The organism is Oscillospiraceae bacterium, assembly GCA_034925865.1.
GTDB lineage: Bacteria > Bacillota > Clostridia > Oscillospirales > SIG627 > SIG704.
The window spans coordinates 1-13334 of sequence record JAYFRN010000015.1 but is presented as its reverse complement, the minus strand read 5'-3'; the positions used below and the strand labels follow the sequence as shown (position 1 = coordinate 13334).

20 protein-coding genes are annotated in these 13334 nt (G+C 36.9%); 15 read left to right on the top strand and 5 right to left on the bottom strand.

The genetic code is table 11. The features are described from left to right. Both VB118_07210 and VB118_07205 read left to right on the top strand, forming a co-directional pair. Nucleotides 1-556: hypothetical protein (locus VB118_07210; protein MEA4832388.1), on the top strand; the 556-nt coding region annotated here is incomplete at its 5' end. Between the two features lie 862 nt (nucleotides 557-1418). After that, nucleotides 1419-2129, top strand: coding sequence for a DUF421 domain-containing protein (locus VB118_07205; GenBank protein ID MEA4832387.1), 711 nt, complete (start codon nucleotides 1419-1421; stop codon nucleotides 2127-2129). Between the two features lie 46 nt (nucleotides 2130-2175). On the opposite strand, the gene VB118_07200 is transcribed toward VB118_07205, so the two are convergent. Further along, nucleotides 2176-2751 carry a helix-turn-helix transcriptional regulator gene (locus VB118_07200; protein ID MEA4832386.1) on the bottom strand — a complete coding sequence of 192 codons (576 nt, stop codon included), beginning with the start codon at nucleotides 2749-2751 and terminating at the stop codon, nucleotides 2176-2178. Between the two features lie 163 nt (nucleotides 2752-2914). On the opposite strand from VB118_07200, the gene VB118_07195 reads away from it, so the two are divergent. From VB118_07195 to VB118_07135, 13 genes are all read left to right on the top strand, one after another. Beyond that, nucleotides 2915-3163, top strand: coding sequence for a helix-turn-helix domain-containing protein (locus tag VB118_07195; GenBank protein ID MEA4832385.1), 249 nt, complete (start codon nucleotides 2915-2917; stop codon nucleotides 3161-3163). A gap of 30 nt (nucleotides 3164-3193) precedes the next feature. Next, nucleotides 3194-3688: an XRE family transcriptional regulator gene (locus tag VB118_07190; protein ID MEA4832384.1), complete on the top strand. Its 495-nt coding sequence runs from the start codon at nucleotides 3194-3196 to the stop codon at nucleotides 3686-3688. A gap of 28 nt (nucleotides 3689-3716) precedes the next feature. Further along, the gene (locus VB118_07185) at nucleotides 3717-3989 is read left to right on the top strand and encodes a hypothetical protein (protein ID MEA4832383.1); all 273 of its coding nucleotides are present in this window, start codon (nucleotides 3717-3719) and stop codon (nucleotides 3987-3989) included. A 317-nt stretch (nucleotides 3990-4306) separates the two neighbouring features. Beyond that, nucleotides 4307-5224, top strand: coding sequence for a DUF1351 domain-containing protein (locus VB118_07180; protein MEA4832382.1), 918 nt, complete (start codon nucleotides 4307-4309; stop codon nucleotides 5222-5224). Further along, nucleotides 5217-6194, top strand: a complete 978-nt coding sequence (locus tag VB118_07175; GenBank protein ID MEA4832381.1) for a recombinase RecT — start codon at nucleotides 5217-5219, stop codon at nucleotides 6192-6194. The genes VB118_07180 and VB118_07175 overlap by 8 nt, the downstream gene beginning before the upstream one ends. A 46-nt stretch (nucleotides 6195-6240) precedes the next feature. Next, on the top strand, nucleotides 6241-6846 hold the full coding sequence (locus VB118_07170; protein MEA4832380.1) for an MBL fold metallo-hydrolase: 606 nt from the start codon (nucleotides 6241-6243) through the stop codon (nucleotides 6844-6846). Beyond that, nucleotides 6847-7641, top strand: coding sequence for a hypothetical protein (locus VB118_07165; GenBank protein MEA4832379.1), 795 nt, complete (start codon nucleotides 6847-6849; stop codon nucleotides 7639-7641). It abuts the gene before it with no gap. Continuing rightward, nucleotides 7577-8524: an ATP-binding protein gene (locus tag VB118_07160; protein ID MEA4832378.1), complete on the top strand. Its 948-nt coding sequence runs from the start codon at nucleotides 7577-7579 to the stop codon at nucleotides 8522-8524. The genes VB118_07165 and VB118_07160 overlap by 65 nt, the downstream gene beginning before the upstream one ends. Next, complete coding sequence (locus tag VB118_07155) at nucleotides 8521-8856, top strand: hypothetical protein (GenBank protein MEA4832377.1); 336 nt, start codon at nucleotides 8521-8523, stop codon at nucleotides 8854-8856. The genes VB118_07160 and VB118_07155 overlap by 4 nt, the downstream gene beginning before the upstream one ends. After that, nucleotides 8853-9047, top strand: a complete 195-nt coding sequence (locus VB118_07150) for a hypothetical protein (GenBank protein ID MEA4832376.1) — start codon at nucleotides 8853-8855, stop codon at nucleotides 9045-9047. Before VB118_07155 ends, VB118_07150 begins: the two co-directional genes overlap by 4 nt. A 267-nt stretch (nucleotides 9048-9314) precedes the next feature. After that, nucleotides 9315-9572, top strand: coding sequence for a hypothetical protein (locus VB118_07145; GenBank protein ID MEA4832375.1), 258 nt, complete (start codon nucleotides 9315-9317; stop codon nucleotides 9570-9572). Between the two features lie 32 nt (nucleotides 9573-9604). Then, nucleotides 9605-10090 (top strand): Holliday junction resolvase RecU, encoded by a 486-nt coding sequence (locus VB118_07140; protein ID MEA4832374.1) that lies wholly within the window; start codon nucleotides 9605-9607, stop codon nucleotides 10088-10090. Further along, a complete protein-coding gene (locus VB118_07135; GenBank protein ID MEA4832373.1) occupies nucleotides 10087-10521 on the top strand; it encodes a DUF1492 domain-containing protein in 435 nt (144 codons plus the stop codon). The genes VB118_07140 and VB118_07135 overlap by 4 nt, the downstream gene beginning before the upstream one ends. A gap of 130 nt (nucleotides 10522-10651) precedes the next feature. Here the strand turns inward: VB118_07135 and VB118_07130 are convergent, their stop codons facing one another. From VB118_07130 to VB118_07115, 4 genes are all read right to left on the bottom strand, one after another. Next, complete coding sequence (locus VB118_07130; protein ID MEA4832372.1) at nucleotides 10652-11053, bottom strand: hypothetical protein; 402 nt, start codon at nucleotides 11051-11053, stop codon at nucleotides 10652-10654. Nucleotides 11054-11228: 175 nt separating this feature from the next. Continuing rightward, a complete protein-coding gene (locus tag VB118_07125; protein MEA4832371.1) occupies nucleotides 11229-11690 on the bottom strand; it encodes a hypothetical protein in 462 nt (153 codons plus the stop codon). A gap of 200 nt (nucleotides 11691-11890) precedes the next feature. After that, on the bottom strand, nucleotides 11891-12790 hold the full coding sequence (locus tag VB118_07120) for a CPCC family cysteine-rich protein (protein ID MEA4832370.1): 900 nt from the start codon (nucleotides 12788-12790) through the stop codon (nucleotides 11891-11893). A 26-nt stretch (nucleotides 12791-12816) separates the two neighbouring features. Then, nucleotides 12817-13068 carry a hypothetical protein gene (locus VB118_07115; protein MEA4832369.1) on the bottom strand — a complete coding sequence of 84 codons (252 nt, stop codon included), beginning with the start codon at nucleotides 13066-13068 and terminating at the stop codon, nucleotides 12817-12819. Nucleotides 13069-13334 lie beyond the last annotated feature (266 nt).

The following is a 13334-nucleotide window of genomic DNA, read 5'->3' as shown; positions in this document are numbered from 1 at the left end:
TTTTTATTATGTTTATATTTCTAATGGTGACATAGAGCAATTTGCTCTATGTCACGATAAAATTAAAATTTGCGGAGAAAGAAGCTATGGTGACATTATAAATGAAACATATTATTTAAGCGAAAAATATGTATATAATAGCACACTTAATGTATATGAAAGTATACCATTTACCAAATCCCTTTCATCGTCAAAACGAAATGACATCATTGAAAAAGCTACTACCAGTTTGAAGAGTTTAATAGCCAATATAGATAAAAAAAACATGTATGAAATAGTACATAATAACGGTGTGCCTTTCTATACAAATGATGGAGATTATTTTGTTGATTTATCCAAACAAAACAATAACCTTACAGTATATCCCTCTACAGAATATACCTCAATTGATCCCTATACATTGGGTACTTTTGTCCTATCATTTGATTTAGTAAAAGGAACAAATGAGATAAATTCTTATAAAGTATATTATTATTATTCGGAAGAATATGACTCAAATGAAACCGAATATCCTGGCTGGGGTGAAATAAAAATGTTAGATATTTATAATTCATAACCCACGCATTGCATTACATTTGCCAATCTGACGGGTTTAGTCATAAAAATTTAAAATACTATTTAACCCTATTGTAAAAATAAAAAAGCAAAGGAAAACAATAATAAGTATAATATTTACAATAGCGCTAATATTCGTCTTCGGCGCGCCGATAATATCAGAGGCGATTGATGTAAATTGTTTGGAAGGGTCATTATGTCCTGACTGCAATTACGAGTTCACAGCGGATGAAATATCGGTTATAAACGATGGAACAACCGATGATCCGTACTATACATTCGCTGCATACTGCCCGACTTGTGACATATTAGTCGCCTTAGAAAAGAGAATATTGCAAAAAATCTCAGCAATACTTTTCACACTCTAATGCAGATTAGATTCATAATCCGTTAGAAATCCGTTAGAAAAAGCTATTTTCTAACGAAAGAATAATAGAGTTTAATCATACTCCACAAAAAATCAGTATTTAAAGGACATAAAAAAGCCGAAATACCAATAACTTTTAGGCATTTCGACTAATTTTTGGTCTGAGTGAGAAGATTTGAACTTCCGGCCTCTACCACCCCAAAGTGATAATTGGCGTTTTTTACTGCTTTTTTCTATTCGATAATTTTTAAGTTTGTGCTGTCCTGCAATGCAATTATTAAATTTGATTTTGTATGATTTATTCTTGTCTCGTAAAAATAAAGACCAAATAAAGACCAAATAAAGACCAAAAATATTGGTATTATTTTCCGGATTTAAAGTAATTTAGATATAATTATACAAATAGAAACATGAATATAATCATGATTTTCCAAGTTGATTGAGGAGATTGAATATCTGCTTTTATTTCGGGTACATTAAATCCGGAGGACTTTAGATGTTTGATGATATTTTAACTACTATTCCTAAATCAATAGTTTCTGTTGTTATACTTTTTATATTAGCACGAATTATGGGTAAAAAGCAGCTGTCACAACTTACTTATTTTGATTATGTTGTGGGGATTTCCATAGGTTCAATTGCTGCAGCTTTCGCAGTTGATTCTTCAATTAACTATGCAAAAGGAATTACAGGATTAATTATCTACGCCCTGTTCCCGATTATACTGTCATTAATATCTTTGAAAAATTATAAAGCAAGAAAACTGCTGGATGGTAAACCGACTATTTTAATTAACAACGGTCAAATAATAGAGGAAAACTTAAAGAAAACAAAACTAACTGTCAATGATGTTCTTGAAGAATGTCGCCTTAAAAATGTATTTAATCTTGTAGATGTTGAATTCGCTGTTCTTGAAACAAGTGGTAAAGTGAGTGTTCAGCTAAAGTCTTCTTGCCAGCCATTAACTCCCAAAGATATGAATATTCAAACCGCATATAAAGGATTATGCCTAAATGTAATTATTGATGGTACAATCCTTGATGACTATCTGCAGATGAATGATAAGAATAGAATGTGGTTACAAGAAGAACTTAAAAAACAAGGTGTTTTAGACTTAAAAGATGTACTTTTAGCTTATATAGACAGTAATAATCAGCTTGTTGTTCAGAAAAAGAGTAATTCAAATACTACCAATACATTAATATAAATTGCCATTGATAAACAATATTTTAATGCCGTATCAGACAAATTACTTAGATAATTTGTCCTTTTTTTAAGGCAGCATTGAGATCGGATTGCATGAGTTTATCTAAATACAATGACAATTCTGTTTTTGCAGAACTTTCTGCTTCCATTAGAGTATTTAAAAATACTGCGTCTGTTATACCATTGGTATTTTCTTCGATGAGCTTTTTAACTTTGCTTCTTGATAATTGTAAAGCGCTCATCAAATCACGGTATAAAGTCAGACGATCTTTATCGGCAGCGCAAACATCACGGAACAGTAATACATAGAAATCATCAAATATTCCTGTGACAATAACTTTAGCATCAGGGGGTAGATCATCGAACCGTTTCTTGAAATTTAAGCTGTCTTTTTGAAACACGGCATCGGCGTGTGTCGGTTCGTCTGATTTACCAAGTAAATAATCTGTAGATACTCCGTAGAAGTCAGCAAAACGGCACAGCGTTTCATAATTCGGCTCTTTGCCTTCGGTTTCATAGCCTGAGATTGTGGAGCGTGATATGTTTATTGCTCTTGAAAATTCATATTGCGATAACCCGCGTCCTTTGCGTAAGCTTATCATGCGATCGGAAAAAATACTCATGTTTAAACCTCCAATATAATAAGAATTATATCAAATAAAGACCCAAATGTAAACAGATGCCCCAAAAAGCAGCAAATTATTTTAAATATTTCAATAAAAGTGTTGACACAGACCCAAAACGGAGCTATAATATAGATATAGAAATTTGAAAGGAGACAAAAAATTGAGGGTAAATTTAATTCATCTTAGAAGAGAAGCGGGATTCTCGCAATATTCCTTTGCCCGTGCTGTTGGAATTTCTCGCAGCCATTATGCACAAATAGAAACCGGTGGTAAAAATCCATCATTAAATGTTGGAATCAAGATGAAATCTGTGCTTGCTTATCATGATGACGATATTTTTTTTAACCAAGATAGCCCCAAAACGAGGCAATTAGGCAGACCCAGAAAGAAACTTGATAACTCATTATGATCATTATACACCGGAAAAGAGGTTGTTTAAATGTCTAAACAGGCAACAAAAGCAATAGGTAACGTGTATTGTCAAGCTCGATTAAAGGCCGCGCAGTACAATGAAAAGCTACGATCGAGAGCAGGAGCAGCTGAAGTGATTCCTGGTGTATCTGAAGACAGCATAAAGAAATATGAGCTTGATATTACTCGTCCTCCAAACGATGTAGTCGCGTTAATGGCTGACGCATATAACGCGCCTGAGCTTCGCGCATGGTATTGCACACATGAATGCCCGCTTGGACGTGATTGCCGTGAAATCAAAGATATGCCGCCTGAAAGAGCGTTAATCCGGGCAAGGAATACGATCAAGCAACTCGAATTGGCTATACAGTCTTTTGCTGAAATTGTTGACGACGGCATTATTGATGAAAATGAAATGACCGAAATACCAGCGCTCAGAGAACAGTTTTTAGAAGCACGGCGACGGCTCGATGAGAATCTTGCTGTATTTGATAAAATTGAGAAAAAAGGATCTCTGGAATGATATTCAGACGGAAGGGAGATTACGTATCATGAGAAAATTTCGTATTCGCCATCCGGAGCGGCTGAATATTAAAATCATCGGTTGCGACATTATCCGTATAGCGCGTGGGCATCGGGCGGTACATATAAGCATTATGCGAATAATGAAAATTGGATATTCAGCTATCGCTGTGTTGTTGACAATCCTATTTGTGCCGGCTGTTGTGTATGCCTTCGCCGGGCGGGCTTACGGTGCGATCGGCGGCGAGATAATCATATTCGCAGCGGCGGTGATGGCTGCTGCGATGGCATGCAGGGAATAAGAAAGGAGCGTTAAATTAAAAAGTGTGTAGTTCATGATTGAGAGTATTAATGTAAGGGGGATGAAACGTGTAGAAAAAATAAGACCGCTACGCGGTGCATTAAGTCGCGTAACGGTCGAGGAGAAAAAACCTATTGATATAATAACATATACAAATAAAAATATCAAGTATAAAAATTAAAATAACATAAATTTATGATAATAATGGAAGGAGGGATGAAGCGTTAAAAAGGAAAAGACCGTCACGCAATCAGTACATCGCGCAACGGTCAATGGAAACCATATATATATATTATCATTAACAGGAAGGAAAATCAAGTGGAAAATAATAACAAAACAGAAATTATATCTTCTGATGTAATCATAATAAAACAGTTACCGGTTATAGAAGAACAGTTGCAAAAGATAAAGGGCGAAGTCGAAGCGGCAACAGCGGAAGCGCTTTCCCTTATATGTACGGAAGATACAGTTAAGTCGGTAAAAACATCACGTGCTACTCTTAATAAAGAATTTAACCTTTTTGAAGAGCGTCGGAAAGATGTCAAAGCGCAGATATTTGCTCCGTATGAAGCATTTGAGAAAATATATAGGGAGTGCATCGCTGATCCGTTTAAATGCGCGGATAAAGCCCTTGCTCAAAAGATCGCTGATGTGGAGAATTCACTCAAAGACGAAAAATTCAAAGCCATATCGGAATTCTTTTACGAATACCGTTTAAGTCTCGGTCTCGGTGAGGTGGATGCTCCTTTAAAGAATGCCAATATCAATGTTACGCTATCCGCCAGTCTTAAAAGCCTTAAAGAACAAGCTAAAAAATACCTTGACCGCGTGCAAGAAGATATATCTATGATTGCAACGCAAAACGATCATGATGAAATCCTCGTTGAATATAGAAAAACCGGAAATGCGGCACAAGCGATCATGGCGGTATCTCAACGCCATAAACAAATTGAAGATGAACGGCGCAAAGCTGATGAGCGAAGAGCCGCAGATGAAGCAAGAGCAGCAGCTATCGCGAAGGTTGACGATACTCTTCTTGAAGAAACTGTACTTGCAGCGCCGACATCGGTTGTCATACCTTCTGTAGAAGACATTGCTTCACCGGTTGAAACTATAGAACCGCAACAAGACACATCAAAGAATATCTATGAAGTTACATTCACGGTCCGTGGGAAGATAGAACAAATAAAAGCTCTTAAAGAATATTTAAATAACGGAGGTTACGACTTTGAATAATCAGATACAGCCCAAGCCACAAAAAGCAAGGTTCAGCGTGGCGATTACTACGCCGCAATATCAAAAGCTTATATCTTCTACACTTTGCGACCCGAATCGCGTTAGAAGCTTTACGGCAGCCATTACATCAGCTGTCGCTGTAAATCCTGCTTTACAGGATTGTGAAGCATCGTCAATTATCGCCGGAGCGCTGCTTGGTGAAAGTCTGAATCTTTCCCCGTCTCCGCAGCTTGGACAATATTATCTTGTTCCTTTCGAATGCCAGCTGAAGGACTCGAACGGAAAAAAGATGTGGGAGCTTGACGATAATGGGCAGCCGCGAAAAAACGAAAAAGGCAAGTGGATTCCCATATCAGTTAAGAATGCGACTTTTGTCCTCGGTTACAGAGGTTATATTCAGCTCGCTATCCGTTCGGGTTATTACCTGGATATTGATTCAATTGAAATTCGTGAAGGCGAATACAAAGGGCGCGACAGAAACACCGGAAAACCTGTTTTCGAATTCATAGAAGACGATGCGTTAAGAGAAGCGTTGCCGGTAATTGGTTATATGGCGTATTTTGAATACTTAAACGGTTTTAAGAAAACGCTTTATTGGTCAAAAGAAAAAATGATGCAGCATGCCAATACATATTCAGCTGCTTTCTCAGCAGCTGACTATACACGGCTCCAAAACAATGAAATACCGGCAGATGAAATGTGGAAATATTCATCATATTGGTACAAGAGCTTTGACGATATGGCAAAGAAGACGATGTTACGGCAGCTTGTAAGCAAATGGGGAGTAATGTCATCTGCGATGCAGTCAGCTTACGACAGCGATTCATATGCGATAAAGAGTAATAACGGCTCACTCATTCCCGAAAAAGCAGACGAACCCGAACCCCAGGAGCAATTTACTGAATATCCGGAAGCGGCTCAGCCGACAGAGAGCGCCGGTCCGAAGAAAATCAACATAAGCGATGTGTAATATTCAGTATTCAATTATAAACACGGGCTCCGATGGAAATGCCGTTGTGCTGAATGACAATATACTCATCGATTGCGGTGTTTCGTACAAGTCTATTCAACCATTTATTAAATCGTTGAAACTTGTGCTTCTCACCCATATCCACGGAGATCATTTCAACCATGCAACCATTAGACGCCTTGCGGCAGAGCGTCCCACACTCCGGTTCGGATCCGGAGTGTGGCTCACGCCGCAGCTTGTCGAGGCAGGAGTCCGGAAAGATCGGATTGACATTTTAAGCGCAGGTACAGAGTATAACTACGGTATATGTAAGGTTATCCCGGTAAAGCTTCAACACAATGTACCCAACATGGGTTACAAGGTACATTTACCTCATGGAAAAATAATTTACGCTACTGACACCGTGACACTAGCCGGTATTGAAGCTAAACACTATGATTTGTATCTTGTTGAGGCAAACTACGAAGACGCGGATATCCGCGAACGGATGCGCGAAAAGGAAGCTACCGGAGAATACGCCTACGAGAGGGACGCTATGGTAAATCACCTTTCAAAAGCGCGGTGCGACGCATGGATATACCAAAATATCGGAAGAAACGGCGAATACATTTATATGCACCAGCACAGAGAACAAGAAAGAAGTGAAACATAAATGGTAATGCGAGTACATAAAACATCAGATTTTACTGTAATGTCAAATACTCATTTTAAAGAAAAAAGCATGAGTTTGCAAGCCATTGGATTGCTCTCTTTGATGCTTTCATTGCCGGATAATTGGGATTATTCAATAGCGGGGCTTTGTTCTATTCGAAAAGAGAAAGAAACCGCTATAAAAAACACGCTTAATGAACTTAAAAAATTCGGATATTTGACTATAACAAAAATTAGGAATTCCGAAAACGGTAAATACGAATACATTTACGATATATTTGAAAATCCACATATAGGTTTACCAGGGGTGGATGACCCAGGGGTGGATAACCCAGCGGTGGATGAACCAGCGGTGGATCATCCAGCGGTGGTAAACCAAGGACAAGTAAATACTAACGTATCCAGTACTTATGAATCAAACACTAAAGAATCAAGTACTGATGAATCTATATATCCGGCAAGCGACCGAAAAGCGAAGACGGTGGAACTCGCTGAACGGTTTGAACGCTTTTGGGAACATTACCCACGTAAAGTGAGCAAGGGGCAGGCTATAAAGGCATGGGCAAAAATAAACCCTGATGACAGTTTGACCGAAAAAATTATTACTTCGGTCGAAACTGCTAAAAAGTGTGATGGAAGATTTAAAGAAGAACGCTTCACGCCTCATCCGGCTACATGGCTGAACGGCATGGAGTGGGAAAATCAATATGAACAGGAGATTGTGAATAATAATGGAACCTATCACAGGAGCACCGGATTCAGGACTGAACTCCCAGAATATCTTACTAAAAAGTGATGAAAAGCCCAAAACGGTGTTCACAACAAAAGAATGCGTTGATTTAGGTTTAAAATGTGCGACACCGCCTCCTAAATCCGAAAAATGTAAATACTGTGGCAAAGAACTCTTATATCAAGGAATAATGATTTTCGGCGTTATCAGTTATTGGAGTCCGGCACCCGAACGCTGTAATTGCCCGCAAGCCATTGAATATTGGAAAAGGCGTGAAACCCTGGAGAATAATCGTAAAGAAAAAGAAGCGCTTGAATTAGAGCAAAAATGGAGAACTGTTAGAATTCAGAAATTACTTGGTGAAAGCGGCATTAAGAAACGGTTTGAGAACCGCACATTCGCAAATTTCATATGTAATACGCCGGAACGTAAACGCTGTTACGATATTTCGAAACATTATGCAGATAATTTCGAATCAGCGTATATCAAAGGCGACGGAATATATTTTGAGGGTTCAAACGGGACAGGAAAAACGCACCTTGCAGCTGCGATTGCGTTGCAGCTTATCGGTGCGGAAATACCGGTAATATTCAAGACATCGATTGATCTTCTCGGAGATCTCCGTCGTACATATGACAATAATTCTATGGAAAGTGAATATGAAGTAATAGAGATGTATAAATCAGTCGATTTGCTTGTTATTGATGACCTGGGTAAAGAACAATGTACCGATTGGGGAATATCAACTCTTTATAACATATTAAACGACCGTTATGAAGATATGAAACCGACAATAATAACTACAAATTATGGGGGTGACGACCTTATCACGAACATGACGCCAAAAGGTTATGACAATTCAAAAATAAGGGCTATTATCAGCCGGTTAAGAGAAACGTCAATTAGTATTTGTATGGAGTGGGAAGATTGGAGGGGAAGCAAGCCATGAATAGAACAGGATCAAAAGGCAGAGTTATAATCCCCGGTGATAGGTTTGAGAGGCTTGTTATCTTGAATGAAACGACCCAGCATTACAATAAACGCCGTTTTATATGCCGCTGCGATTGCGGCAATACAGTTACAGTATATCTGTCCGCTCTGACTACCGGCAATACTAAATCATGCGGGTGCTACCGAGATGAGAAAACCCGAAAGCGTAATGCAGAGAATAAGTACCATCTCGGCCATTTTAAAAATAAAGAATGTACCGACTGGACGAAAAATAAGGCTTGCCGTGATGCAGTCATTAAAACATTTGCCGAGAAAGGAAATGAGAAATGAACAGGTATAAATGTCCTTTATGCGGAGGCAGCCAATACTCTACTAATCCAAACAGGGCAGACGAGTCGTGTATTTACTGCGGTCATAAAGGCACGGTCCTCATGAATAGCCTGGAAGATGAGCAGCCGAATCAGCCGCTAAAAGAAGCAGTAAACCAGGATCAGAAGAATAATCAGAGCAAAAAGGAGTAATACATCATGGAATTTACATACAAGCTTATTAAGAATATTGACGGCAAGACTTTTGAAATTGAAGAATATATTGGCTCTGCAGCCGTTGCTTTATATACCGGTTTTTATAACTGGAAAACGTATAGATTCGTTATATATCCGAAAAAGATATATCGAGCGGCATATACGATCGGGTGCCTTAGTGAAATATCTAAGAAAGTCGTACATGATAGGCAAGTAACCCGCGCAGTAAGTTAATCTTTTAATTTATTTGAAGCTGGTGAGAAAATGGATTATATAATACTCGTTTATAACGGCAATTTGTATGTGTCTCAGAGGGAAAACGCTCAGGAAGCAATTTCAGATCTATATGATTATGTTGGTGGGAAAATTGACTCAAAGTTTTTTCGCTCGATTGTTATGAAATTAACGATAGAAGAAACAACGGCTATATATGATAAATTATCATCAGAGGCTCCTCTGAATGCTGTTTATACCGGTTGTAATAAATTATATGAACGAAAGGAAAATGAATCTGACATATGAATGATCACGCCATAAATGCTATTCGCGGAGCTATGAATAAGGCATCCGGCCGAAATTTTGAAGAGCTGATTGAAGCATCGAATGAACACTATCGAATGCTTGGCAGAGCTGAAATTTCAAAGACACCTGAACCGATGAAGCCGATAAAAAGCTGTGGAAAAGGACGATTTGTCGCATGCTTCGAGAAGCGTGCGCAGCCTGATTTCAAGGGTGTTATTGCAGGAGGCCGCACTGTCTGTTTCGAAGCAAAGCATACAGATCAAGAGCATATATTTCAAAGCGTTGTCAATACCGAACAGACAATATCACTAAACAGGCATATGAAGCTCGGCGCGGAGTGTTTTGTACTTGTCTCATTCGGATTTTATGAATTTTTCCGTATTCCGTGGGGGGTATGGGTCAATATGAAAACAATTTACGGTCACAAATACATAACGCCGAAGGAAGCATATCAGTATAAAATACTATTGAAAAACGGTGTACTGGATTATTTAAAAGCGGAGGACATAAACACATGAAATGGGCAGAATCGGCAATACATGATCTTAAATCATATAACAGCTATATTCGTTCTCTCGATAATCTAAAAGAGCGATTAATCATGCTGGAGAAGCGGTTTGAATCTGCTCGCACAGCTTCAATATCTGCCGCGCCGATGCACGGCGGCGGGAATAGATACGAAGATGCTATGATCGATATAATAGTCGAGAAAGAGAATCTTAAACTTAGTATCGATATCGAGAACCGCAAGGTTAAGTTAATAGAACGCGGGCTTTCCGCGCTTACAGAAGAAGGGAAGTATATATTATCAACATTTTACATATCACGACCGAAGAATCATATTGATGTAATCTGTGAAAAATTGAACATGGAGAAAACGACTGTATACCGCGTGAAAGATGCTGCTCTCCGGCAATTTACTCTTGAAGAATATGGGATAGATATTTGAGAAGCGAAGGCAAAGTAAAACACCCGCCTATAAGAGAGCTTAATATAATCCCCTTAGTGTAGTCTTGCATGTGTCTACTCTAAGGGGATTATATCATATCAAGCCAGAAATAATTTTATAAGATACAGAATTATTCCGCTTCTTGTTGCAAATCAAAAATCCTGCCACTTGCATCTACAATTCTTATACTAATCAATTTTGAATAAGACTCTAGTCCAATATACAAAATTATATATGATTTATCAAATGTTTCATAAAACGGCCATTGAACTCCGGATCCAAAAACTCCATTTGGCTCGCCAATTATGTTTATGATTTCTTTATATGTCATTCCAACTTTTATTTTTGTAAAATCATTAAGGTATAAATTTCGATCAATATATTTATATGTTGCATAGCCTCCTCCTGGAAAAATGAATAACTCATTATTTTTCATATTGCTTTCATACTCTTCAGCTATCTTTTTTTCATTGCTTGAACATGCTGATAACATAATTATTATCATAAATAAAAAAACAAATGATTTTTTCATGTTTTACCTTTCAAACACAGTATAACCAGCTTTTAACTCATTATATTTCATATTATTTTCATACTCTTCAGTTTTCTTTTGCTCAAAGGCTATATCACATCTTATGATTGATAATTAGCAATTTTTATAGTAGAGGTCATCTTCTCCTATTTTTATATTGTTAAATTGGAATTTATCACTTAAGTGTGCAGTTTAGTAGATTTTCCATCAAGTTAAACAATCTATCTTCTGTTGTTTCTTCTTTGATAGAGGGTTGCCTCCTTATTTTTCTAATTATTAACCTAATTAGTGCATATATTTTAATAAGCAAACATAGAGGAAACAAAATTATGATCAAGCAACCTTCCTCTGTTTTAGTTACAACCTTTTCATACCATTTATCATTTGAATAAAAATCAATATAATTTATATGTCCACTGAAGATTAGTTTATCATCCATTTCTGTGATAGTTGGTTCAAACCAATACCCACCTGAATGACCACCCCGTTCTACTCCAAAACGATAATTATCTCCCGATATTTCTACAATATAATCGTTGAAATAAAAGAACTTATGGTCGTTATTAGGATACTTATTTAAAGTCTCCAAGAACATATCCCTTGTTCCTGGAAATTCAAAACAATAAATTCGTGACAAACAATCACCTCCATAAATTTCAATTTAAAGTGTACCCCATGTCAAGGACAATTTTGAATTTAAGTATTAAACACCGTATATCCAGCTTTTTCGGCTACACTTTTAGGATCAGTTATATGCTTGCGTCATAATACTATAGGTCACTCACACCCGCCGAAAAGATATTGTCCTTTGGGTGGGTGATATGTTGTTTAATACTATTAGTTAATACCGGAAAGCTCGTTCTTTTTCGGTTTCCGGACATAAGGTATCATTTTCCGTTCACATGCACCAAACTCTTTGAAATTACGTTGCCCCTGTGATAAGCTTACATTATTTGCACCACCTGCAAATGACGGGTCTTCAAGTTGGACTATGTCATCTTCCCAGAAACAAACGGGGCAAATATCATAACTTCCATTTGGCTTTTCATCGAAAGTGTAATAACCACAACAAGGACACTTGTATTTCATTTTAAGTTCTTTTTCCAGGCTACGTGTATAACCAAAGCACTTATTAAAAAGTTTATTTCCTACATAGTCTTTGAAATAATAACATTCAGACCGATAATACTCATTCCAATAGCTTATCATCCTGTCATGGCTGCGTAAAAACGATTTACCATTCAAGCGGCAGAATGCTTTTAGTCTGTCAGTACATTTTTCGCTTGTTTTTTCGTAAACCAAATTCAGAATTTCAAGAACATATTCATCGCATACTTTTATGATATATGGAATGATCCAATCCGGATATTCTTCATCCAAAATTGCTTTAACATGCTTCTCTCGTATAAATCCATCGCAACTTCTGCTGAAAATAGCATGATATATCATTTTCTGCTCGTATGTAAACGAGAAAGAAAGTGTCATACATTTATCAAGGCCATAAATTCGGTATGGGAAAAATACTAAATATCCGTTAAGTAATGTATATTTGCAATTTTCCTCATTTGAAAAATCTAAAACATCATCAAATATGCATGTGAAAATATACTTTGAAACGATCTCAACATCATTTTCCATTTCAACAGGGAAACCGCTTTTTAGTATTTTTAAAATATGTTCTGTCTTATCATCTTGTTTCTCTGGTTTTTTACTTAAAAGTTTTTTAAATAATTCCATTTAAATTGCTCCTTTGGAGATATAAGTCACTCATAAATTTTACCAAAATAAAACAATAATGCTATCAAAGACCAATCAGGCTTTTCAAATTGAATATTTGAGTTGCAATCAAAACTATAAGATTTAAGCCATGCTTCAATTGAATTTAAATAATCATCAACTACAATATTTTGAAATTGCTCTTTGTTTTTATGAAAATCCATTATCATTTGATTTAAGTGTTCAATGAATTTTTCTTTCGTATTTATTGATAAAAAGTATTCTTCATTATAAATCATATCATCTACCTCTACATATCCGCTTTTTACCGGATATTAATGGCTAATCCTATTGTATATTACCATATAATTACTATAAAATCAACAAATAATAAAGTTCCCGAAATATACAATCGCAAGCTTAATTAATGCCCGCTGAACAAAAGAAAATATACAGCAAGGCAAGACAAATCGCAAGAATTATGGTATAATAAGTGCAAGGAAAATGGCCGAAACATGTTAAAAAGCTTGCACTTGGGGGCGACGAGATGTATAAATACAGCAAC